19 protein-coding genes and 1 riboswitch are annotated in these 21,110 nt (G+C 73.9%); of the genes, 5 read left to right on the top strand and 14 right to left on the bottom strand.

What is annotated here, in order from left to right; genetic code table 11:
* Positions 1–7: 7 nt before the first annotated feature.
* The 5 genes from AOK09_RS30570 to AOK09_RS30550 form a co-directional block, all read right to left on the bottom strand.
* Positions 8–1,396 (bottom strand): bifunctional 3,4-dihydroxy-2-butanone-4-phosphate synthase/GTP cyclohydrolase II, encoded by a 1,389-nt coding sequence (locus AOK09_RS30570; protein WP_055590477.1) that lies wholly within the window; start codon positions 1,394–1,396, stop codon positions 8–10.
* On the bottom strand, positions 1,393–2,040 hold the full coding sequence (locus tag AOK09_RS30565) for a nicotinamide mononucleotide transporter family protein (RefSeq protein ID WP_055590476.1): 648 nt from the start codon (positions 2,038–2,040) through the stop codon (positions 1,393–1,395). The genes AOK09_RS30570 and AOK09_RS30565 overlap by 4 nt, the downstream gene beginning before the upstream one ends.
* A complete protein-coding gene (locus tag AOK09_RS30560; RefSeq protein ID WP_055590475.1) occupies positions 2,037–2,690 on the bottom strand; it encodes a riboflavin synthase in 654 nt (217 codons plus the stop codon). The genes AOK09_RS30565 and AOK09_RS30560 overlap by 4 nt, the downstream gene beginning before the upstream one ends.
* A gap of 3 nt (positions 2,691–2,693) precedes the next feature.
* The gene (gene ribD / locus AOK09_RS30555; RefSeq protein ID WP_055590478.1) at positions 2,694–3,827 is read right to left on the bottom strand and encodes a bifunctional diaminohydroxyphosphoribosylaminopyrimidine deaminase/5-amino-6-(5-phosphoribosylamino)uracil reductase RibD; all 1,134 of its coding nucleotides are present in this window, start codon (positions 3,825–3,827) and stop codon (positions 2,694–2,696) included.
* Positions 3,828–4,002: 175 nt separating this feature from the next.
* Positions 4,003–4,133: riboswitch (FMN riboswitch) on the bottom strand.
* Positions 4,134–4,204: 71 nt separating this feature from the next.
* Positions 4,205–4,399, bottom strand: a complete 195-nt coding sequence (locus tag AOK09_RS30550) for a DUF1059 domain-containing protein (RefSeq protein ID WP_055590474.1) — start codon at positions 4,397–4,399, stop codon at positions 4,205–4,207.
* 122 nt (positions 4,400–4,521) lie between these two features.
* Here AOK09_RS30550 and AOK09_RS30545 point away from each other — a divergent pair, with 122 nt between their 5' ends.
* From AOK09_RS30545 to AOK09_RS30535, 3 genes are all read left to right on the top strand, one after another.
* Complete coding sequence (locus AOK09_RS30545) at positions 4,522–6,261, top strand: FUSC family protein (RefSeq protein ID WP_063796121.1); 1,740 nt, start codon at positions 4,522–4,524, stop codon at positions 6,259–6,261.
* A gap of 110 nt (positions 6,262–6,371) precedes the next feature.
* Positions 6,372–6,875 (top strand): MarR family winged helix-turn-helix transcriptional regulator, encoded by a 504-nt coding sequence (locus AOK09_RS42685; protein WP_055590473.1) that lies wholly within the window; start codon positions 6,372–6,374, stop codon positions 6,873–6,875.
* A gap of 113 nt (positions 6,876–6,988) precedes the next feature.
* Positions 6,989–7,519: a cupin domain-containing protein gene (locus AOK09_RS30535; RefSeq protein ID WP_055590472.1), complete on the top strand. Its 531-nt coding sequence runs from the start codon at positions 6,989–6,991 to the stop codon at positions 7,517–7,519.
* A gap of 87 nt (positions 7,520–7,606) precedes the next feature.
* Here the strand turns inward: AOK09_RS30535 and AOK09_RS30530 are convergent, their stop codons facing one another.
* Positions 7,607–10,177, bottom strand: a complete 2,571-nt coding sequence (locus AOK09_RS30530; RefSeq protein ID WP_055590471.1) for an ATP-dependent Clp protease ATP-binding subunit — start codon at positions 10,175–10,177, stop codon at positions 7,607–7,609.
* Positions 10,178–10,489: 312 nt separating this feature from the next.
* Here AOK09_RS30530 and AOK09_RS30525 point away from each other — a divergent pair, with 312 nt between their 5' ends.
* Positions 10,490–11,233, top strand: a complete 744-nt coding sequence (locus AOK09_RS30525; protein WP_245687558.1) for a DUF5995 family protein — start codon at positions 10,490–10,492, stop codon at positions 11,231–11,233.
* Here the strand turns inward: AOK09_RS30525 and AOK09_RS30520 are convergent.
* From AOK09_RS30520 to AOK09_RS30510, 3 genes are all read right to left on the bottom strand, one after another.
* Positions 11,194–12,633 carry a GuaB1 family IMP dehydrogenase-related protein gene (locus AOK09_RS30520; protein ID WP_055590470.1) on the bottom strand — a complete coding sequence of 480 codons (1,440 nt, stop codon included), beginning with the start codon at positions 12,631–12,633 and terminating at the stop codon, positions 11,194–11,196. The two genes, AOK09_RS30525 and AOK09_RS30520, sit on opposite strands and share 40 nt — an antisense overlap.
* A 191-nt stretch (positions 12,634–12,824) precedes the next feature.
* Positions 12,825–13,487, bottom strand: a complete 663-nt coding sequence (rpe, locus tag AOK09_RS30515; protein WP_055590469.1) for a ribulose-phosphate 3-epimerase — start codon at positions 13,485–13,487, stop codon at positions 12,825–12,827.
* Between the two features lie 132 nt (positions 13,488–13,619).
* The gene (locus AOK09_RS30510; RefSeq protein WP_055590468.1) at positions 13,620–14,591 is read right to left on the bottom strand and encodes an aldo/keto reductase; all 972 of its coding nucleotides are present in this window, start codon (positions 14,589–14,591) and stop codon (positions 13,620–13,622) included.
* A gap of 545 nt (positions 14,592–15,136) precedes the next feature.
* Between AOK09_RS30510 and AOK09_RS30505 the strand changes: the two genes are divergently transcribed.
* Positions 15,137–15,454: a hypothetical protein gene (locus AOK09_RS30505; protein WP_245687557.1), complete on the top strand. Its 318-nt coding sequence runs from the start codon at positions 15,137–15,139 to the stop codon at positions 15,452–15,454.
* A 27-nt stretch (positions 15,455–15,481) separates the two neighbouring features.
* Here the strand turns inward: AOK09_RS30505 and AOK09_RS30500 are convergent, their stop codons facing one another.
* The 5 genes from AOK09_RS30500 to AOK09_RS30480 all read right to left on the bottom strand — a co-directional run.
* Positions 15,482–16,438, bottom strand: a complete 957-nt coding sequence (locus tag AOK09_RS30500) for an ABC transporter substrate-binding protein (protein WP_245687556.1) — start codon at positions 16,436–16,438, stop codon at positions 15,482–15,484.
* Positions 16,439–16,586: 148 nt separating this feature from the next.
* The gene (locus tag AOK09_RS30495) at positions 16,587–17,252 is read right to left on the bottom strand and encodes an ABC transporter permease (RefSeq protein ID WP_055590465.1); all 666 of its coding nucleotides are present in this window, start codon (positions 17,250–17,252) and stop codon (positions 16,587–16,589) included.
* Positions 17,249–17,947, bottom strand: coding sequence for an ABC transporter permease (locus AOK09_RS30490; protein WP_055590464.1), 699 nt, complete (start codon positions 17,945–17,947; stop codon positions 17,249–17,251). The genes AOK09_RS30495 and AOK09_RS30490 overlap by 4 nt, the downstream gene beginning before the upstream one ends.
* Positions 17,947–19,068: an ABC transporter ATP-binding protein gene (locus AOK09_RS30485; protein ID WP_055590463.1), complete on the bottom strand. Its 1,122-nt coding sequence runs from the start codon at positions 19,066–19,068 to the stop codon at positions 17,947–17,949. Before AOK09_RS30485 ends, AOK09_RS30490 begins: the two co-directional genes overlap by 1 nt.
* Positions 19,069–19,681: 613 nt before the next feature.
* Positions 19,682–21,110: RsmB/NOP family class I SAM-dependent RNA methyltransferase (locus tag AOK09_RS30480; RefSeq protein ID WP_055590462.1), on the bottom strand; the 1,429-nt coding region annotated here is incomplete at its 5' end.

Below are 21,110 nucleotides of genomic sequence, written 5' to 3'. Positions count from 1 at the left end.
GGGTGGCTCAGGCCGCGCCGTCGGCGACGCGGGGCTCGACCACGGGGGTGGCGAGCGAGGCGGGGACCTCCGCCGCGTCCAGCCACGGCAGGTCGTGCCCCATCCGGTCCCGCTTGGTGAGCAGGTACCGCAGGTTGTGCTCGCCCGCCTGCACGGGGAGCGGCACCCGGCCGGCGACGGTGAGACCGTGGTCGCTCAGCGCGGAGATCTTCTCGGGGTTGTTGGTGAGCAGCCGCAGGGAGTGCACCCCGAGGTCGGCCAGCATCGCGGCGGCGGTGCCGTACTCCCGGGCGTCGGCGGGCAGACCGAGGTCCAGGTTGGCGTCGACGGTGTCCCGGCCGGACTCCTGGAGCTGGTACGCGCGCAGTTTGTGCACCAGGCCGATGCCGCGGCCCTCGTGGCCGCGCAGATAGAGCACCACGCCCCGGCCTGCGGCGGCGATCCGGTCCAGGGAGGCCTGCAGCTGGGGGCCGCAGTCGCAGCGCAGCGAGCCGAAGACGTCGCCGGTGAGGCACTCGGAGTGCACCCGGACCAGGACGTCCTCGCCGTCGGGGAGCCGCCCGTCGGCGTCCAGGCCGCCGGCGACCAGGGCGATGTGCTCGGCGCCGTCCAGCGCGCTGCGGTAGCCGACGGCGGTGAAGGTGCCGTGCTCGGTGGGCAGGCCGGTCACGGCGGCCCGCTCGACCTGGCCCTCGACCCCGTCCCGGGCCGGGCGCCCGGCCTGGCGCTCGGTGCGGACGCGGTGGGCGATCAGCTGCTCGATGGAGATGATCGCGAAGCCGTGCCGGCGGGCGAAGGGCACCAGGTCGGGCAGCCGGGCCATGGTGCCGTCGGGACGGGCGATCTCGCAGATCACCGCGGCCGGGCTGAGGCCTGCCAGTTCGCAGAGGTCGGGTCCGGCCTCGGTGTGGCCGGGACGGGTGAGCACCCCGCCCTCGCGGGCCCGCAGCGGGAAGACATGCCCGGGGCGGGCGAAGTCGCCGGGCACCGAGGCCGGGTCGGCCAGCAGCCGGATGGTGCGGGCCCGGTCGGCGGCGGAGATGCCGGTGGTGATGCCCTCCATGGCGTCGACCGAGACGGTGAAGGCGGTGCCGTGGCTCTCGCTGTTCTGCTGGACCATCTGTCCCAGCTCCAGCCGGTCCAGGTCGGGGCCGCGCATCGGCACGCAGATCAGGCCGCGGCACTCGGTCATCATGAAGGCGACCAGTTCCGGCGTGGCCAGCTCGGCGGCGAAGACGAGGTCGCCCTCGTTCTCGCGGTTCTCGTCGTCCACCACGACGACCGGGCGGCCGGCCGCGATGTCGGCGAGGGCGCGCTCCACCGGGTCCAGGGTGAGGTCGTCCTCTCCGGCGGGGGCGAGCAGGTGGGTGTCCGCGAACTCCTGCAGGGCGGTCATGCCGCGGCTCCTTCCAGTACGGTCGCCGACTGCGGCCGGGGGGTGCGGGTGCTCATCCACCAGGCGCGCAGGCCCAGGATCACCAGGACGAAGTAGACGATGTAGACGAGGGCGGAGAAGGTGTAGCCGCTGCGGAAGGCGAGCGGTACGCCGACGACGTCCACCGCGATCCAGGCGAACCAGAACTCCACCAGGCCGCGGGCCTGGGCGACCATCGCGACCAGGGTGCCGACGAAGATGTAGGCGTCCTGCCAGGGGCTCCAGGACAGCGAGGGGTAGGCGGTGAACAGGCCGCCGACCGCGAGGGTGCCCAGCGCGGCGCCCGCGACCAGTCCCAGGCGTTCCCAGGCGCTGCCGAACCGGACCGCGACCTCCCCGGTCGCCCGGCGGCCGCGGATCCACTGGAACCAGCCCCAGGCCGAGACCACGATCACGATCAGCTGCTTGCCGACCATCCCGCTGACATGGGCGGGGAGGAAGGCCGCGACCAGGACGGCACCGGAGAGCAGCTGGACCGGCCAGCTGGCCACCGAGCGGCGCCAGCCGAGCGCCAGGGCGGCCAGGCCCAGCAGGTTGCCGACCATGTCGGACCAGATGACGGTCTGTCCGAAGACGGTGAAGGCGGTGCTCTGCAGCCAGTTCATCGCAGCTCTCCGGCGGTGTCGGTACGGGCGCCGAGCAGCCGCTCGACGTACTTGGCGAGCACGTCCACCTCGAGGTTCACCGGGTCGCCGGGCTGCTTGCGCCCGAGGGTGGTGAGGGCGAGGGTGGCGGGGATCAGGCTCACCGTGAAGAAGTCGGCGCCGGCCTCGACCACGGTGAGGGAGACCCCGTCGACCGTGATGGAACCCTTGTCGACCAGGTAGCGGGAGATCGTGCCGGGCAGTGAGAAGCGCAGCACCTCCCACTGCGGCCGGCCGTCGGCGCCGGGCTCCCCCGGGCTGCGGGACAGCAGGGTGGCGGTGCCGTCGACATGGCCCTGCACCAGGTGTCCGCCGAGGCGGTCGCCGAGGGCCATGGCGCGCTCCAGGTTGACCCGGGAGCCGGGGGCCAGCGCGCCGAGGCTGGAGCGGTTGAGCGTCTCGGCCATCACGTCGGCGGAGAACTCGCCGCTGCCGGCGGCCAGTTGCTCGGGGGTGTCCACCACTGTCAGGCAGACGCCGTTGACGGCGATGGAGTCGCCGTGGCGGGCGCCGCGGGTGACGGCAGGGCCGCGCAGGCGGATCCGGGAGGAGTCCCCGAGGTCCTCGACGGAGACGACCTCTCCGAGCTCTTCGACGATTCCGGTGAACACGAGTCAGCTCTCCTCGGTGGAAGGCGCGTTGACGGAGCGGGGAGCAGCGGCGGCGGTGCTCCTGGCGGGGTAGGCGGTCAGGCGCAGATCTGCGCCGATCCGGACGATGTCGTGGACGTCGAGTCGGAACGCATCGGCGATGGTGCCGATTCCCGCGTCCAGCAGGGCGGCGGGACCGGCGCCGAGCAGGGCCGGGGCCAGGTAGCCCACGGTCTTGTCGACGAGTCCGGCGGCCCAGAAGGCGCCGGCCAGGGTGGGGCCGCCCTCCAGCAGCACCGAGCGCACCCCCCGGGCGTGCAGCGCGGCGAGCAGGGCGTGCGGGTCCAGCCCGCGGCCGCCGGGGGCGCGCGGCACCTCGACGACCTCGGCCCGGCCGGCCGCGACGGCGGCGGACAGCCGGCCGGTGTCGGCGCCGGGGGCGACGGCGATCAGGGTGGCGGCGGCGCCGTCCAGCACCCGGGCGGTCGCGGGGACGGTGGCGGCGGTGTCGGCGACCACCCGCAGCGGCTGGGTGACGGCGGCTCCGGCGCCGTGGCGTACGGCGAGGTGCGGGTCGTCGGCGTGCAGGGTGCCTGAGCCGACCAGTACGGCGTCCGCCTCGGCGCGCAGCCGGTGGACGTCGGCCCGGGCCTGCGGGCCGGTGATCCAGCGGCTGGTGCCGTCGGCCGCGGCGGTGCGGCCGTCGAGGGTGGAGGCGTACTTCCAGAGCACGAAGGGGCGGCCCAGCCGCATGGCGGTGAGCCATGCCTCGTTGCCGAGGGCGGCCTCCTTGGCGAGCAGCCCGGCGTGGGTCTCGACACCGGCGGCCCGCAGGGCGGCGGCGCCTCCGGAGGCCTGGTCGGTGGGGTCGGCCACGGCGTAGAACACCCGGGCGATCCCCGCGTCGATCAGCGCCTGGGCGCAGGGGCCGGTGCGGCCGGTGTGGTTGCAGGGTTCCAGGGTGACCACGGCGGTGCCGCCGCGGGCCCGGTCGCCGGCCGCGCGCAGGGCGTGGATCTCGGCGTGCGGGCCGCCGGCCCGCTGGTGGTGGCCCTCGCCCGCGATCTCGCCGTGGGCGTCGAGAATGACGCAGCCGACGACCGGGTTGGGGCTGGTGCGGCCGAGGCCGAGCGCGGCGAGCGCCACGGCGCGGTGCATCGCCTCTGCGATGCGGCTGTCGGCCTCGTGGGGGGCCACCGGAGTTCTCCTCGCGCTTCAAGGCGCGGACTCCGGGGCTCGGGAAGAGGACACGGACGTGTGACTGGCCGGGGGCGCAACCGGGAGGGCCCCGCAAGGGGACGCACCGACGGCGCGGGTACCGGCCGGACGTCCGCCGCGCACTGCCTCCCATCCGGACTTTAACCGTCGGTCCAGGAATTTCACCTGGTCAACCGTCCGCTGGCAGCGGACGGGTCGCGGACTGTAACCGCCGGTTCGGACTTTCACCGACCCCGGAGTGCGCAAACGTCACTGGTACTGCGGACAGTCTGCCATGACGGTGCGGCTCCGGGGAGTGGCCGGGGGTGTGCGCTGGCTCACGCGGGGACGGGCTTCTCCTCGTCCCTGAGGATGCCGCGCAGCTTCTCGCGCAGCTCAGGGGTGTCGGTGTGGCCGTGGACGGAGCAGGCGTGCTCGGTGGCGGCGCGCATGACCTCCTCCTCCTCGCCCGCGATGGTGAGTGTGCAGCCGGACTCGCTGGGGAACAGCCGGCAGTCGGCGACCTTGCGCATGACGGCCTCCTGGAGGTGCGGATGTCGTGGCCGACACCTCCACTCTGCTCCTTCGCCCGGGGGCCCGGAAGGCCCGCGGCCCAGAAGTGTTTTACGAGTGAAACATATGTTAATCTTTTCTCATGCGCCCTGCCCCCCGGTCCACCACCGCCCGCCGTCTGCCGCTCAAGGGGGTCCTCCGCCTCGGTCCCGCCTCCGATCTGTGGCACAAGCCCGCACTCAGCGTGGTGGTCGCGGTCGGCGTCCCCGAGCTGGCGCTGCTGGCCGCCGGCCGGCTGGATCTCGCGTACTACACCTCGCTCGGCGCGATGTGCGCCCTCTACGCCCACGGCCTGCCCTACGCCCGACGCGCCAGGACGCTGTCCCTGCTGGTGCTGGGGATGCTGGCGGGGGCCGGCGCGGCACTGACCACCGCCGCCCTCACCGACTCCACCGCGATCCGGGTCGCGGTCGCCGCACTGCTGGCCGCCGTCCACAAGACGGCCTGCGACGCCACCCGGCTCGGCCCGCCCGGACCCGTGGTGCTGACGTTCATGGCGGCCACCGGGGCCTTCCTGCCGCAGCGGCTCGGCGACCTCCCCGGACACCTGGCGCTCGGCCTGGCCGCGGGCGCCTTCGCCTGGGCCGTCGGGATGGCCCCCGCCCTGGTGCGCCCGCACGGACCCGAGCGGATCGCGGTGGCCCGCGCCCTGGAGAGCACGGCCCGGCTGCTGCGCACCGCCCGGTCCGGCGCCCCGGAGCGCGAGGTCCAGCGGGGGCGCCACGAGGCCACCGCCACCGCCACCGCGGCCTGGCGCACCCTCTTCCTGGTCCCTGCCGACCGGCCCCATCTGGACGCCCTGGAGCGGCTGCTGGTCCGCGCGGAGTCCGCCGCGGCCGCCCCCGGCCGCCATGGCGCCGAGGCCGACCGGCTGGCCGGCTGGGCGCACGACCTGCGGCGCGGCCGGGCACTGCCGGACCCGGGACGCGCCGGCGCCGGGGAGGCCGACGAGCTGGCCGGGATCGCCGCCGAACGGGCGGCCGTCGCCGCCGCCCAGCGCCCGCACCGGGCCACCTGGGCGCACGCCGGCCGGGGCACGCTGCGGCAGGCCCTGCACGGACACTCCCCGCTGCTGACGCTCGGCGTACGGGTGGCCCTGGGCACCGCGCTGGCCGGCTGGCTGTCGATGGCGGCCGGGGTGGGACGCCCGTACTGGGCCGTGGTGACCGCGGCCTCGCTCTTCCAGGCCAACAGCCTGCTCTCCTGGCGGCGCGGTCTGCAGCGGGTGGCGGGCAGTGTGCTCGGGCTGCTGCTGTTCACCGCCCTGGCGCCGCTGCTGCACACCGGACCCACGGCGGTGGTGCTGGTGGCCCTGCTCTGCCAGTTCGCCACCGAGGCGACCGTGGCCCGCAACTACTGGCTGGGCAATGTCTTCCTCACCCCGATGGCCCTGCTGATGACCGAGTTCACCGGCCTGCAGCCGGTCGGGCGGCTGATCGCCGACCGCTGGCTGGACACCGTACTGGGCGCCGCCGCCGGACTGCTGGCCTGTGCGCTGGTGGTCAACCGCCGGCTCGGCGGCCAGGTGGAGGCCGCGCTGGAACGGGTGGCCGGCGCCCGGGCCCGCGCCGAGGAGGTGCTGGCCGCGGGCAGCCCCGCGGCGGCGGCCGTCTCGGCCCGCGACCAGCTGGGCGCCGCGCTGGTCGACCTCAGGGAGTCCGTCGACATCGCCTCCGGCGAGTGGTGGACCGGGGCCCTGCCGCAGCAGCGGATCGCCGACGCCGAGCGGCACGGGCACCGGCTGCTGGCCGAACTGCTCCACCACCCCGGCGCCACCGGCCGGGGCCGCACCGCTCCGCTCCGCGGCGGCGGAGCCCGCTGAGCACGGACCGTCGCCGCCGCGGGCCCGGGGATCGCACACATATCCCGGTACGATCGTCGCCCGGCGGGCCCCCGCGGCCCGCGCAGCAGCACGGAGAGGGGAAAGCCCACGTGGAGGACGCCGTCGCGGTGGTGCTGCGCCAGTGGCAGTCGCTCTACCCCGGCCTCGACCTGACCCCGGTGGCGGTCATCGGGCGGCTCAACCGCTGCGCCGCGCTGCTGCAGCAGGTCGCCGACGCCCCGCTGGGCCGTGAGAGCCTCAGCCGCCCCGAGTACGAGATCCTCAACGCGCTGCGCCGGGTGGGCGGTGAACTCACCCCGGGCCGGCTGGCCCGGGAGACCTTCGCCTCCGGCGCCGCCGTGACCAAGCGGGTCAGGCAGCTGGAGGAGCGCGGACTGGTGGCACGGCGCGCCGACGCGCGCGACCGCCGGGTGGCCCATCTCTCGCTGACCGACCGGGGCCGGGAGCTGGTGGACCGGCTGCTGCCGGCCCAGATCGACTACGAGAACGCCCTGCTCGAAGGGCTTCCGGAGGAACGCAGGACCGAACTGGCCGACGTCCTCGGCGAGTTCCTGGTCCTGCTGGAGGGGCGGCTCGGCGGGCTCCCCGGCTGACCGGCGAGCCCCTGCCGCCCCGGGGGGAGGTCCGGATCGGGCCGCTCCCGCCGAAGTACTGTGTGTCGCTCGATCAGTTCTCGCGATGTGCGACGAACCACGGGGAGACATCGATGACGATCATTCAGCCCAGCGGGTCCGACGCCGAGGGCCGCGCCGTCCTGGTGCGGTCGGACGAGGCGGAGGTGCTGGGCGACGCGGACACACCGGCGGCCATCCGCCTGCTGGCGGACGCGAGCGCCACCGGCGGCGCGCTCAGCACCCAGCGCATCACCCTGGCCCGCGGCGCGGACGGGGCCACACCGCACCACCACACCGGGTCCAGCGAGCTGTTCTTCGTGATCGAGGGGTCGGTGCAGATCCTCAGCGGCACCGAGGTCGTGACGGCCCATCAGGGCGATCTCGCCGTGGTGCCGCCGCGGATGGCCCACGCCTTCGCGGCGCCCCCCGGCTCCACCTGCGATCTGCTGATCGTCATCACACCGGGGGTGGAGCGGTTCGAGTACTTCCGGCTGCTGGCCCGGCTGCGGGCCGGTGAGGCCACCGTCGAGGAGCTGCTGGCGGCCCAGGAACGGTTCGACAACCACTTCGTCGACAGCCCCTCCTGGCGGGCCGCCCGGGAGGGGTCCGGCTCGGTCGGCTGACCCGCCCCGCCCACGACGACGGCCGGTGCCCGGCGCGCACCGGCCGTCAGCGGGGTCAGGAGATGCCGGGATCAGGAGATGCCGGGATCAGGAGATGCCGGAGGGCGCCCGGGTCGCGTCGAAGGTGAGCTCGTCGGCGTCCACGTCCACCCGGACCCGTTCACCGGCCGTCAGCTTGCCGTCCAGCAGCAGCCGCGAGAGCCGGTTGTCGACCTCCCGCTGGATGGTCCGGCGCAGCGGCCGGGCGCCGTACTCCGGCTGGTGCCCGCGCCGGGCGATCCAGTCGACGGCCGCCGGGGTGAACTCGATGGCGACGTCCTGGGCGCGCAGCCGGCGGCGGGTCTCCTCCAGCAGCAGGTCGGTGATCTGCCGCAGCTGGTCCTCGGCGAGCCGCTGGAAGATCACGATCTCGTCGATCCGGTTGAGGAACTCCGGCCGGAAGTGGTCGCGCAGCGGACGCAGCACCCGCTCCCGCCGGGCCTCCTCGGTGACGGACGCATCGGTGGCCCCGAAACCCAGCACCGAGCCGCGGCCCGCGATCGCTTCGGACCCGAGGTTGCTGGTCATCACGATCACGGTGTTCTTGAAGTCCACGGTGCGGCCCTGCGAGTCGGTGAGCCGGCCGTCGTCGAGGACCTGCAGCAGGACGTTGAAGACGTCGGGGTGCCCCTTCTCCACCTCGTCCAGCAGCAGCAGCGAGTACGGGTGGCGGCGGACCGCCTCGGTGAGCTGCCCGGCCTCCTCGTGCCCGACATAGCCGGGCGGCGCCCCGACCAGCCGGCTGACCGTGTGCTTCTCCTGGAACTCGCTCATGTCCAGCCGGACCATCCGGTCGTCGCTGCCGAACAACGCCTCGGCCAGGGCCCGCGCCAGCTCGGTCTTGCCGACCCCGGTAGGGCCGAGGAAGAGGAAGGACCCGATCGGCCGGTTCGGGTCGGCGAGGCCCGCCCGGGAGCGCAGCACCGCCTCGGAGACCGCGGTGACCGCCTCGTCCTGCCCGATGACCCGCTGGTGCAGATGCGCCTCCAGGCCCAGCAGGCGTTCCTTCTCCTCCTGGGTGAGGCTGCTGACCGGGATCCCGGTCTGCTTGGAGACGATGTCCGCGATGTCCTCGGCGGTGACCTTGGCGACCCGGTCGTGGACCTGGCTCTCGCTGGGCCGGCTGCGGATGTCCTCGATCCGCGCGGTCAGCTGGTTGATGCGGTCCCGCAGCTCGGTGGCGCGCTCGTACTGCTCCGCGGCGACCGCCTGGTCCTTGTCCCGGGTCAGCTGCTCGCAGTCCCGTTCCAGCGCCCGTACGTCGGTGGTCTTGGTGCAGGACCGCAGCCGTACGCGGGCACCGGACTGGTCCATCAGGTCGATGGCCTTGTCGGGCAGGAAGCGCTCGGTGAGGTAGCGGTCCGAGAGCTCCACCGCGGCCAGCAGCGCCTCGTCGGTGTAGCGCACCTGGTGGTGGGCCTCGTAGCGGTCGCGCAGGCCGCGCAGGATCTGCAGGGCGTCCTCGGGGGTCGGCTCGGGGACCAGCACCGGCTGGAAGCGGCGGGCGAGGGCGGCGTCCTTCTCGATGTAGCGGCGGTACTCCTCCAGCGTGGTGGCGCCGATGACATGGAGCTCGCCCCGGGCCAGCGCGGGCTTGAGCATGTTGCCCGCGTCCATGCCGCCGCCCTCGGCGCCGCTGCCGGCGCCGACCACGGTGTGCAGTTCGTCGATGAAGACCACCAGTTCGTCGGAGTGGCTGCGGATCTCGTCGATGATGCCGTTCATCCGCTCCTCGAAGTCCCCGCGGAAGCGGGTGCCGGCCACCACTCCGGGGATGTCCAGCTGGATCACCCGGCGCCCCAGCAGGGTGTCGGGGACCTCGCCGTCGGCGATCCGCTGGGCGAGGCCCTCCACGATGGCCGTCTTGCCGACGCCGGCGTCGCCGATCAGCACCGGGTTGTTCTTCCCCCGCCGGGAGAGAACCTCCACGGTCTGCTCGATCTCCTGGTCGCGGCCGATCACGGGGTCTATGCGGTCCTCGCGGGCCAGTTCGGTGAGGTCGCGGCCGAACTTGTCCAGGTTGGGCGTGCCGCTCTGGGGCGGCGGCCGGTGCTCGGTGCCGGGCGGGGCCTGGCGGGGCTGGCTCTGCGACATCGCGTTGGGGTCGAAGTGGGCCGCGCTGAGGATGTGCCCGGCCGCGGAGTCGCCGTTGGCGGCCAGCGCCGCGAGGACGTGCTCGGGGCCGATGTACGAGGCTCCCGTCGCGCGCGCCAGCTCATGGGCGTCCAGCAGCGCCCTCTTCACCGCCGGGGTCACGGCCAGCGAGTTCAGCTGGGGGCGGTCCGACTCCTTCAGCAGGGTGTCCCCTGCCTGCCGGTCGATCTGCGCCGCCAGCGCGTCGGGGTCGGCACCCGCCTGGGCCACCATGTTCCGGGTCGGTTCCACGGCCAGCGCCGCCCGCAGCAGATGCTCGGTGTCCAGGTCGGTGCTGCCGTGCTCGGCAGCGTACGCGGCCGCGCCCGCCACCAGGTTGCGGGTCGGCTCGCTCATCAGCCGGCCGATGTCGATCCGCCGCGGACCGGCCTGGGACGAACCGGTCCCACCGCCGAAGAAGCGTGCGAGGAACTCTCCGAACGGGTCCGGACCGAAGCCCTCCGGACCCATGAACCCGCTGCTCATAGCCGTCCGTTCCGGCGTCCCGGGGGCCGGGACACGCTGTGCTGGTAGGCATGCTCGTTCCAGGGCGCGGATGCCCGACGTGGGCCCGATTACACCTGCGCCGGACCTCTGGGCCGAAATTACCCGATATACCCGCATACTGCCGCAGCGCGCTCCGCCCCGCACCCGGCAGGGGGCGTCGACGGCCCGGCGACCACGGCCCGCCGCGGCCCCTCGGCGCGGCCCCGGCAGCCGGGTCCCGCCGGGTGAGCGGCGGCCGCCGCCGCTGCGTGGCGACCGCCCGCGGGCAGGCGGAAGCGGGACGCTGTGACGGTGACGGACGAGGTCGACCGGGTGCTGCGGCGGCTGCGGGAGCTGGAGCTGCGGCTGCCGCCCCGGGACGGGGTGGCGGTCTTCAACGCCGCGTACCTGGCGGTCACCCGGGAGATCCGCGGCCGGCTGGCCGGTACCTGCTTCGCCGACCCGGCGGCGGTGGCCGAGCTGGACGCGGTCTTCGCCGCCCGCTATCTGGCCGCGGTGGACGCGGATCTGGCGGGGCGCCGCATCCCGGCGTGCTGGCACCCGCTGTTCGCCCGGCGCCGGGACCCGGGCATCCACCCGCTGCAGTTCGCCCTGGCCGGGATGTGCGCCCACATCGAGCACGACCTGCCGCTGGCGGTGGTGGAGACCTGCCGCCGCCGGGGACTGGCGCCGCCCGCCCTGGCGGCCGACTACCGGCGGGTCAACGGCGTGCTCGCGGACGCCGAGGCCACCGTCCGCGAACAGCTGCTCCCCGGCCCCGACCCGCTGGACGCCGCCGATCCGCTGGTGCACCTGGCCGGGACCTGGGGCGTGGCCCGCGCCCGGGACGCCGCCTGGGCCAGTGCGCTGGCGCTCTGGTCCGTCCGGTCGCTGCGCCCCGCCTGCCAGGCGCTGGAGGCGGCCCTGGACGGGTCGGTGGGCACCGTCTCAGGGCTGCTGCTGACCCCGCTGCGGGGCGGCGGCACCACCGTGCCGGCCGCCCCGGCGGCGGCGCGTCAGACCCAGCTGGAGTGCAGCGGCTTGCCCTCGGCGTAGCCGGCCGCGCTCTGCACGCCCACGATGGCCTTCTCGTGGAACTCCTCCAGCGAGGCCGCCCCCGCGTAGGTGCACGAGGAGCGGACACCCGCGACGATGGAGTCGATGAGGTCCTCGACGCCGGGGCGGGCGGGGTCGATGAACATCCGCGAGGTGGAGATGCCCTCCTCGAAGAGCGCCTTGCGGGCCCGGTCGTAGGCGGACTCGTCGGCGGTGCGGTTGCGTACGGCGCGGGCCGAGGCCATGCCGAAGCTCTCCTTGTACAGCCGCCCGTCGGCGGCGGTCTGCAGGTCGCCCGGCGACTCGTGGGTGCCCGCGAACCAGGAGCCGACCATCACGTTGGAGGCACCGGCGGCAAGGGCCATGGCGACGTCCCGCGGGTGGCGCACACCGCCGTCCGCCCAGACGTGCCTGCCCAGCCGGCGGGCCTCTGCGGCGCACTCCAGCACCGCGGAGAACTGCGGCCGGCCGACCCCGGTCATCATCCGGGTGGTGCACATGGCGCCGGGGCCGACCCCGACCTTGAGGATGTCGGCACCGGCCTCCACCAGGTCCCGCACTCCCGCGGCGGAGACCACGTTGCCCGCCACCACGGGGACCTGCGGGTCCAGGCCGCGGACCGCGCGCAGCGCGGTGATCATCGACTCCTGGTGGCCGTGCGCGGTGTCCACCACCAGCACGTCGGCGCCGGCCTCCAGCAGCGCCTTGGCCCGGCCGGCCACATCGCCGTTGATGCCGACGGTGGCGGCGATGCGCAGCCGCCCGGAGTCGTCCAGGGCGGGGGTGTAGAGGGTGGCGCGCAGCGCGTTGCGGCGGGTCAGCAGGCCCACCAGCCGGCCGTCGGGGCCGACGACGGGCGCGAGCTTGCGGTGGGCGTCGCTGAGCCGGTCGAAGGCGGCGCGGGCGTCCACGCCGTCCTCCAACAGCAGCAGGTCGCGGGACATCACCTCGGCGACCTGGGTGAAGCGGTCGACCCCCTGGCAGTCGGAGTCGGCGACCACACCGACCGGACGGCCGTCCTGGACCACGACCAGTGCGCCGTGGGCGCGCTTGGGCAGCAGCGACAGCGCCTCGGCGACCGTCGCGGTGGGCGGCAGGGTGAGCGCGGTGTCATAGACCAGGTGGCGCTGCTTGACCCAGGCGATGACCTCGGAGACCACCTCGATGGGGATGTCCTGCGGGATGGCGACCAGTCCGCCCCGGCGGGCGACGGTCTCGGCCATCCGCCGGCCGGCCACGGCGGTCATGTTGGCGACGACCAGCGGGATGGTGGTCCCGGTGCCGTCGTGGCTGGACAGGTCGACCCCCTGCCGGGATCCCACCGCCGAGCGGCTGGGGACCATGAACACGTCATCGTACGTGAGGTCGTAGGCCGGCTTGATGTCGTTCAGGAAGCGCATGGAAAGGGGCTCTCCGGCTGGGATCGGGGGTACACCTCGGGCGCGGCGCGGCGCACTCGGGCGCCCCGCACCCGACCATCCATCTTCCGGTACGGCGGCGGGCTGCGCCAATCCCCCGGCGATGTCCGGACGAAGCACAGAGCGGCCACCCGCAGGGCGGGCGGCCGCTTGGACGATCCTCCAGAACCGCCTCAGTGGACGCAGGCGGCGGCCTGCTTGCGCAGCGCACGGACCGCCTCGGCCGGGTCCGCGGCCCCGTAGACCGCCGAACCGGCCACGAAGACGTCGGCGCCGGCCTCGGCGCAGCGCTCGATGGTCGCGGTGGATACGCCCCCGTCGACCTGCAGCCACATCTGCAGTCCGTGCCGCTCGATCAGCTGCCGGGTACGGCGGATCTTGGGCAGCATGACGTCCAGGAAGGCCTGGCCGCCGAAGCCGGGCTCCACGGTCATGATCAGGATCATGTCCAGTTCGGGGAGCAGGTCCTCATAGGGCTCGATCGGGGTGGCCGGCCGGAGCGCCATGGAGGCGCGGGCGCCCTTGGCGCGGATCTCCCGGGCGAGCCGCACGGGTGCGGCGGCGGCCTCGACATGGAAGGTGACCGAGCCGGCACCGGCCTCCACGTACTGCGGGGCCCAGCGGTCGGGGTCCTCGATCATCAGATGGCAGTCGAGGGGGGTGTCGGTCGCCCTGCGCAGGGACTCCACCACCGGGACGCCCAGGGTGAGGTTGGGCACGAAGTGGTTGTCCATGACGTCGACATGGAGCCAGTCGGCGCCGCGGACCGCCTCCGCCTCGTCGGCGAGGCGGGCGAAGTCTGCGGAGAGGATGCTCGGGTTGATCTGCACGGCCATGGGTTCAGTATGTCGTGCCGGGTCCGCGGGCCGTCCGTCAGGCGGTCGGCCTGACGGACGGCCCGCGACCCCCGGTGACGGGCCGGGCGGCCGCCGGTGCCCGGGGCGGGCGCGGCCACCGGTCCGGCGCGGCTACCAGGCGTAGTCCTCCGGGGCGGTGCGGTGGCCGGGGAAGATCTCGTCCAGCCGGTCCAGGGTCTTGGCGTCGAGTTCGACGTCCAGGGCGCGCAGGGCCGCGTGGAACTGGTCGAGCGTACGGGGGCCGACGATGGGCGCGGTGACGGCGGGTCGGGTGAGCAGCCAGGCCAGGGCGACGTCGCCGGGCTCGTGGCCCAGCTCGGCGCAGAGGTCCTCGTAGGCCTCGATCTGGTCGCGGTGCTTCTCCAGCGTCTCCTTGGCCCGGCCCTCGGTGCGGCGCCGGCCCTCCCGCTCCTTGCGCAGCACGCCGCCGAGGAGACCGCCGTGCAGCGGCGACCAGGGGATGACGCCCAGTCCGTAGTGCTGGGCGGCGGGCACGACCTCCAGCTCGACGGAGCGCTCCATCAGGTTGTAGAGCGACTGCTCACTGACCAGGCCCAGATAGTTGCGGGCGGCCGCGGCCTCCTGGGCGCGGGCGATGTGCCAGCCGGCGAAGTTGCTGCTGCCGCTGTAGATGATCTTGCCCTGGGCGGTCAGCACCTCCATCGCCTGCCAGATCTCCTCCCAGGGGGCGGAGCGGTCGATGTGGTGCATCTGGTAGAGGTCGATGTGGTCGGTCTGCAGGCGCCGGAGGCTGGCGTCGCAGGCGCGGCGGATGTTGAGCGCGGAGAGCTTGCCGTCGTTGGGCCACTCCCCCATGTCCCCGTAGAGCTTGGTGGCGATGACGGTGCGTTCGCGGCGCCCCCCGCCCTGGGCGAACCAGTTGCCGATGATCTCCTCGGTGCGGCCCCTGTTCTCGCCCCACCCGTAGACGTTGGCGGTGTCGAAGAAGTTGACGCCGTGCTCATGGGCGGCGTCCATGATCCGGTGGGCGTCCGGCTCCTCGGTGAGCGGGCCGAAGTTCATGGTGCCCAGGCAGAGGCGGGAGACGGACAGTCCGGTACGGCCGAGATGCGTGTACTCCATGGGTCCACCCTTGATCAACGGGTCGGGTGTTGTCCAGGGCGCCGACGGCCGGTTCCGGCCGTACGTCGCACACGGCGACGGCGTACCGGTCGTCCGTCCGCGGTTGCGGCCCGGGCGCGGCCACCGGTCCCCGGGCCGGACCGGGCGCGCATGGAACCCCCGGCCGCTCCGGAACACCATGTACATGACCACTACACACTCCCGCACCCCGGCCGTGCCCTGGCGGACCTGCGCGCTTCCCGGCTGCATCGGGGTGCGGACCGCACCCCGGGCGCACTGCCTGGCCCATCTGCCGCCGGGCGAGCGCCGCTGCCTGCTCGCCGGCCTGCGGCCGGGCGCACCGGTGGACGCCCGCGGAGTGGTGTTCGACGCGGCACTGCTGACGGAGCTGCTGGGCGCGCTCGCGGACGACGAGGGCAGGCCGGTGCTCGGGGACTGCCGCTTCACCCGCGCCCGCTTCACCTCGGCGGTACTGGGCGTTCTCCGGCTACGGCCTGCGGGCCTCACGGGCGCTGGCGGCGCTGGCAGCCGGGATCTGCGTCTCGGTGCTGCTGCTGATGATGTGGGGCGTGCCCGCGGACCCGGTGGACGAGGTGGTGACCGGCACCTCCGTACCGGCAGGCGGCCGGCTGACCCTCCAGGTGGCACCGCCCGAGCTGCGGCTGCCGCCGCGGCTCGGCGACCGCTGGACCGCCGGCCGGGCTAGCACCGCCGGGCGGGTGGTGCTGGACTCGGTGGCCTTCCGCTCCAGCAGCGAGCAGCTGACCGACGCCGGCGGCTGGATCGAGCGGGTGTCGCGCTGCGTGGAGCCGGCGCTGCTCGCCGTCGCGGCGCCGGCCGCGCGCCGCCGGGTCAAACGGTGACCCGGCGGCGCGACCGCCAAGGCTGCGTCAGGACAGGCCGACCGACTTCAGCCACTCGGTGGCGACGTCCAGCGGGTCCTTCTTGTCGGCCTGGACCTTGGTGTCCAGGTCCAGCAGGGTGGTGGTGTCCAGCTTGGCGGAGACCGCGTTGAGCGCGTCCACGCCCTTCTGGGGCAGGTCGTCCTTGCGCACCAGGGGGACGACGTTCTGGAAACCGAAGAGGTTCTTGGGGTCCTTAAGGGTGATGAACTTCTCCTTGGCGATGGTGAAGTCGGTGGTGAAGAGGTCCGCCGCCTGGACGTCGTTCTTCTTCAGCGCCGCCTCCGAGAGCGCGCCACCAGCATCCAGGGCCTTGAAGGACTTGAAGTCCAGACCGTAGACCGACTTCAGACCGAGCACGCCCTGCTGCCGCGTCTGGAACTCGGGCGAGCCGCCGAGCACCAGCTCATGGGCGGCGGAGGCCAGGTCCGCGATCGAGGAGTCTGCGGTCAGGTGGTACTTGGCCGCAGTGCCCTGGTTGACCACCACGGCGTCCTTGTCCTCCGCCGCGGCGTGCCGCAGCAGTTGCAGCGCGGGGTCCAGCTTGGCGGCGGCCGCGGAGTCGGTGGCGTCGGCCGACGTGGGAACAGCCTTGGGGTCCAGGTAGGCCAGCAGGGCCCCGTTGTACTCGGGGAGCACCGTCAGCGAACCGTTCTTGATGAGTCCGTAGGTGGTCTCGCGGCTGCCGATGTTGGGCTTGTAGCTGACCTTGAGGCCCTTGGCCTTCAGCGCCTCGCCGTAGATGTCCGCGAGCAGGATGGACTCGGCGAAGTTGTTGGACCCGACGACGACCTGGCCGGCGGCAGCCTTGGCGGGGGCGAGCGGGTTGCCGTCCCCTCCGCTGCCGGAGGAGCCGCAGGCCCCCAGCAGGGCGACGGCGGCGGTGGCGGCGATAAGAGCGGCAGCCGCGCGCGAGCGGCGGCCATGGATTCTGCTGTCAGTCACGATTCCCATTTCCGGGCGTAGTCGAGATGATCGATCTTGATATCGGTTGTTGGTTCGATCCTGATCGGTGCCCGCAGCTCGGCGACAGTTCATGCCCAGGCTTGTCACGAAGTTTTGACAAATCGTCCGGTCCACGACGGCACATCGTTCAGCGGTGGCGGACCCCCGGGGACACCGCGAGCCGCCCCGCCAGCCAGAAGGCGCCCAGGGTGGCAAGGGCGAGTCCGGCCACCAGGGTCGCCCCGCCCACCACTTGTTCGTAGTCGCGCTGGTAGAGGCCGTCCACGATGTAACGGCCGAGCCCCCCGAAGCTGACATACGCGGCGATGGTGGCCGTGGAGACGATCTGGATCGCGGCGGAGCGCAGCCCGCTGAGGATCAGCGGCAGGGCGACCGGCAGTTCCACCTGCGCCAGGATCCGCAGCGGGCGCATCCCCATGCCGCGCGCGGCATCCACCGGTGCGGGATCCACCGAGCGCACCGCCTCGTTGGTGGTCACCAGGATCGGGGGGATGGCCAGCACCACCAGCGGGATCATCACGGGCAGCAGCCCCAGGCCGATGATCACGAACAGCAGCACCAGCAGACCGAAGCTGGGCAGCGCCCGGCCCGCGGTCGCCAGCAGCGCCAGAGCGTTACCGCCGCGGCCGGTGTGGCCGGTCACCAGGCCGACCGGCAGCGCGACTCCGGTCGCCACGGCCATGGCGAGCATGGAGTACTGGATGTGCTCCCACAAGCGCTGCGGAATTCCGTCGTAGCCGTGCCAGTGAGCACTCTGGCTGAAGAAGTCGCTGATGAAGTGGAAGATGCTCACCGGGCCTCCTCCGCAACCGCCGGGACGGACACCGGTGCACCGCGGCCCCGCTCCCGCGCCGGCGGCGTCCAGGGGGTCAGCAGCCGACGGCAGAGCACCAGCAGCGCATCGACCGCCATGGCGAGCACCGCGGTGGTGACCACCGAGCTGACCGCGAGGATCGGACGGTGGTAGAACATCGAGTCCGCGAGCAGATTGCCCAGCGCCCCCTGATTGCCGATCAGCGCTCCGACGCTCACCAGGCTGATGCTGGAGACTGTGGCCACCCTCAGCCCCGCGAAGATTGCCGGCACCGCGATCGGCAGCTCCACCTGCAGATATCGGCGGACCGGACCGAAGCCCATGGCGGTGGCGGCGGCATGGGTCTCCTCCGGCACCGAGCGGACGCCGTCGACGATCGCCGGGACCAGCACCACCAGGCTGTACAGGGTGAGCGGGATCATCACGGTGATCTCGCTCTGCCCGGTCCAGTTGATCAGCACCACGAAGAAGGCCAGCGAGGGGATCGCATACAGCACGGTGGTGACCCAGAGCACCGGCGGATAGAGCCAGCGCAGGCGTACACAGAGCTGCGCGAGCGGCAGGGCCAGCAGCAGTCCGGCCAGCACCGGGATCAGCGCCTCCTCCAGATGCCAGCCGACCAGGCCGAGATAGCTGTGCTGCAGATCGCTGGGGACGTGAAAGAACTCACCCATCACCGCACCCCAGCCGGCTCGGCGTCCTCGGGTGCGCCGCCCTGCCCGGCGTGGGCCGCGCGGATGGCGGCGGCAACCGCCTCCTGGGAGACCACGCCGACCGCCCGGCCGTCGCCGTCCACCGCGACCGCCCAGCCGGTGGGCGAGAGCACCGCGCTGTCCAGCGCCTCGCGCAGCGAGCCGCGCTCCGCCGGGAAGGAACGGCCGTACGGGATGAGCGTCCGGTCCCCCGCGGCCCGCCGCTTGGGGTCCGCCCAGCCCAGCGGCCGCCGGTCGCCGTCGACGACCAGCAGATACGGCGCGGTCGGCAGGTCCGGGGGCGCGTCGTCCTCCCCGACCACGGGTGCGGAGCTGAGCTCCAGGCCGCCCGAGGTGAAGAAGGAGAGCCGCCGGATACCCCGGTCTGCGCCCAGGAAGTCCTCCACGAAGGCGTCCGCCGGGGCGGAGAGCAGCCGGTCCGGCGGCGCGTACTGGGCCAGGCGGCCACCGGTCCGCAGCACGGCGATCATGTCACCGAGGCGGATGGCCTCGTCGATGTCATGGGTGACGAAGACGATGGTCTTGCCCAGCTCCTGCTGGATCCGCAGCAGCTCCTCCTGGAGCCCCTTGCGGACGATCGGGTCCACCGCGGAGAAGGGCTCGTCCATCAGCAGCACCGGAGGATCGGCGGCCAGCGCCCTGGCGACGCCGACGCGCTGCTGCTGGCCGCCGGAGAGCTGGTACGGGTAGCGCCTGGCCAGTGCGGTGTCCAGCCCCACCCGTTCCATCAGCTCCAGCGCCCGGGAGCGGGCCCGCCGGCGGTCCCAGCCCAGCAGCCGGGGCACGGTGGCGATGTTGTCGGCGACCGTGCGGTGGGGGAAGAGGCCCGCGTGCTGGATGACATAGCCCATGGAGCGGCGCAGCGTGTGGACGGGCTGCTGCTGCACGTCCTCGCCGTCCAGCAGGATCCGGCCGCCGCTGGGCTCGATCATGCGGTTGACCATCCGCAGCGAGGTGGTCTTGCCGCAGCCCGAGGGCCCCACCAGCACGGTGATCGAGCGGTCGGGGATCTCCAGCGACAGACCGTCCACCGCGACCGTGCCGTCGGGATAGCGCTTGGTGACCGATTCAAAACGTATCAAAGCGTCAGGTGTCCTCACGGATCGCGGGCGTGCGCGGCCTCTGGTCCTCCGAGCGGGCAGGCCGATCGGAAGGGGCCGAGTGTAGACCTGCCCGCTGACACCGGAATGGAACGCCACGGCTGAGTGAGCGGCGCCTCAGTCCTCGCGGCGCGGTCCTCCCCGTGGTCGGGCGGCCGGGGTGATCACCGGAGCCGGTGCCGGCCCCACGCCTGACGCCGCCAGGCCGCGCAAGGAGCTCCAGGGTGCCCCTGTGGGAAGCAGACGCAGGATCCGCCGCACGGTCGCGGACGGAACGGCGTACCTGTGGTGTTCCGGGCAGCGGCACGACCGGGTGCGCGGCTACCCCGGGTGCAGCAGCACGGTGACGCTGTGCCGCCCCGGAGGCCGGGCGCGGCTGCGCCTGGTGTTCCGGTCGGCGCCCGACCCGGTCGTCGCCCACGGCTGCTTTGACGAGAGTGCGGCGATGCGGCTGTCGGACCGGGCGTATCCGAACCTCCACGAGCCCGGCAGCGCCTGTTCGACGCCGTCATGCCGTGACGTTCCGGGACCCGCCGGGCGGGCGGCGGGCGGCGCCCGCCCGCCGCCCGCCGCCGGGGCGGGGCGGGTCAGCGGGTCAGGCGGTCCGGCGCAGCAGTGCCAGATACATCGCGTCCGTGCCGTGGATGTGCGGCCAGAGCTGGATGTCCGGACCGTCGCCCAGCGCCGGGAGGCCGGGCAGCAGGGGACGGGCGTCGACCCACTCCACGTCGGGACGGTCACGGAGCACGTCGTCGACCACGGCGCGGGTCTCCGCCAGATGCGGGGAGCAGGTGGCGTAGCCGACGACGCCGCCGGGGCGGGTCGCGGCCAGGGCGGAGCGCAGCAGGCCCCGCTGAAGCGGGCCGAAGGACGCCAGGTCGTCGGGCCTGCGGCGCCAGCGGGCCTCGGGGCGGCGGCGCAGGGCGCCCAGGCCGGAGCAGGGCACGTCCACCAGCACCCGGTCGAAGGCGCCGGGCCGCCAGGCGGGCCGGGTGCCGTCGGCGGCGATCACGGTGTACGGGCCGGGGTTGCCGTCCAGGGCGCGGGCGACCAGCCGGGCGCGGTGGGGCTGCTTCTCGGAGGCCACCAGGGCGGCGCCGCGCTGGGCGGCCAGGGCGGCCAGCAGCGCGGCCTTGCCGCCGGGACCGGCGCAGCCGTCCAGCCAGAGCCGGTCCGGGCCCTCCAGCGGGGCCGCGGCCAGCGCGGCGGCCACCAGCTGGCTGCCCTCGTCCTGCACTCCGGCCCGGTTCTCCCGAACGGCCTCGACCCCGGAGGGGTCGCCGCCCTCGGTCAGGCGGACCGCGTACGGGGACCAGCGGCCGGGCTCGGTGGCCTCCTCGGGGAGCGAGCTGCGCAGCTCCTCCGCGGTGGCGCGGCCGGGGCGGGCCACCAGGGTCACCTCGGGACGGGCGTTGTCGGCGTCGAGCAGCTCCTCGATGCCCACCCGGTCGGCGTGCTGCGGCTGCCACCGGCCGAGGGAGTCCCAGAGCGCGGAGACCACCCAGCGGGGGTGGGAGTGGACCACCGCGAGGTGGTCCTCGGCGTCCCGGTCGAAGGGCGGGGCGACCTCGTCCAGCCAGCCGTCGAGGTCGCGGGCGGTGATCCGGCGCAGCACCGCGTTGACGAACTTGGCGCGCCCGTCGCCCAGCACCGCCCTGGCCAGCTCCACCGTGGCGGAGACCGCGGCGTGCGGCGGGATGCGGGTGCCCAGCAGCTGGTGGGCACCGAGGACCAGCACATCCAGCACCGGCGGGTCCACCTCGCGCAGCGGGCGGTCGACGCAGGCCGCGATGACCGCGTCATAGGTGCCCTGGCGGCGCAGCGCCCCGTACACCAGCTCGGTGGCCAGGGCGGCGTCCCGGCGGTCCAGGCCGCTCTTCTGCTCGGCCTCGCGGAGCAGGGCGGGCAGCACCAGGTTGGCGTAGGCGTCGCGTTCGTCCACGGCGCGCAGCGCCTCGAAGGCGACCATGCGGGCCGGGTCCTTCTTGGGGCGGCGGTAGGGGCGCGGGCTGCGGCGGCCGCGG

Source organism: Peterkaempfera griseoplana (assembly GCF_001418575.1).
Taxonomy (GTDB): Bacteria; Actinomycetota; Actinomycetes; order Streptomycetales; family Streptomycetaceae; genus Peterkaempfera; species Peterkaempfera griseoplana.
Note: the sequence above shows the minus strand (reverse complement) of the source record. Positions and strands in the feature narration are given on the sequence as shown.

What these genes read in the sequence shown, in the direction of transcription:
- AOK09_RS30570 (WP_055590477.1), bottom strand. Translation starts at nt 1,396, where the DNA reads ATGACCGCCCTGCAGGAGTTCGCGGACACCCACCTGCTCGCCCCCGCC.
- AOK09_RS30565 (WP_055590476.1), bottom strand. Translation starts at nt 2,040, where the DNA reads ATGAACTGGCTGCAGAGCACCGCCTTCACCGTCTTCGGACAGACCGTC.
- ribD (WP_055590478.1), bottom strand. Translation starts at nt 3,827, where the DNA reads ATGCACCGCGCCGTGGCGCTCGCCGCGCTCGGCCTCGGCCGCACCAGC.
- AOK09_RS30550 (WP_055590474.1), bottom strand. Translation starts at nt 4,399, where the DNA reads ATGCGCAAGGTCGCCGACTGCCGGCTGTTCCCCAGCGAGTCCGGCTGC.
- AOK09_RS30545 (WP_063796121.1), top strand. Translation starts at nt 4,522, where the DNA reads ATGCGCCCTGCCCCCCGGTCCACCACCGCCCGCCGTCTGCCGCTCAAG.
- AOK09_RS30535 (WP_055590472.1), top strand. Translation starts at nt 6,989, where the DNA reads ATGACGATCATTCAGCCCAGCGGGTCCGACGCCGAGGGCCGCGCCGTC.
- AOK09_RS30530 (WP_055590471.1), bottom strand. Translation starts at nt 10,177, where the DNA reads ATGAGCAGCGGGTTCATGGGTCCGGAGGGCTTCGGTCCGGACCCGTTC.
- AOK09_RS30520 (WP_055590470.1), bottom strand. Translation starts at nt 12,633, where the DNA reads ATGCGCTTCCTGAACGACATCAAGCCGGCCTACGACCTCACGTACGAT.
- rpe (WP_055590469.1), bottom strand. Translation starts at nt 13,487, where the DNA reads ATGGCCGTGCAGATCAACCCGAGCATCCTCTCCGCAGACTTCGCCCGC.
- AOK09_RS30510 (WP_055590468.1), bottom strand. Translation starts at nt 14,591, where the DNA reads ATGGAGTACACGCATCTCGGCCGTACCGGACTGTCCGTCTCCCGCCTC.
- AOK09_RS30490 (WP_055590464.1), bottom strand. Translation starts at nt 17,947, where the DNA reads ATGGGTGAGTTCTTTCACGTCCCCAGCGATCTGCAGCACAGCTATCTC.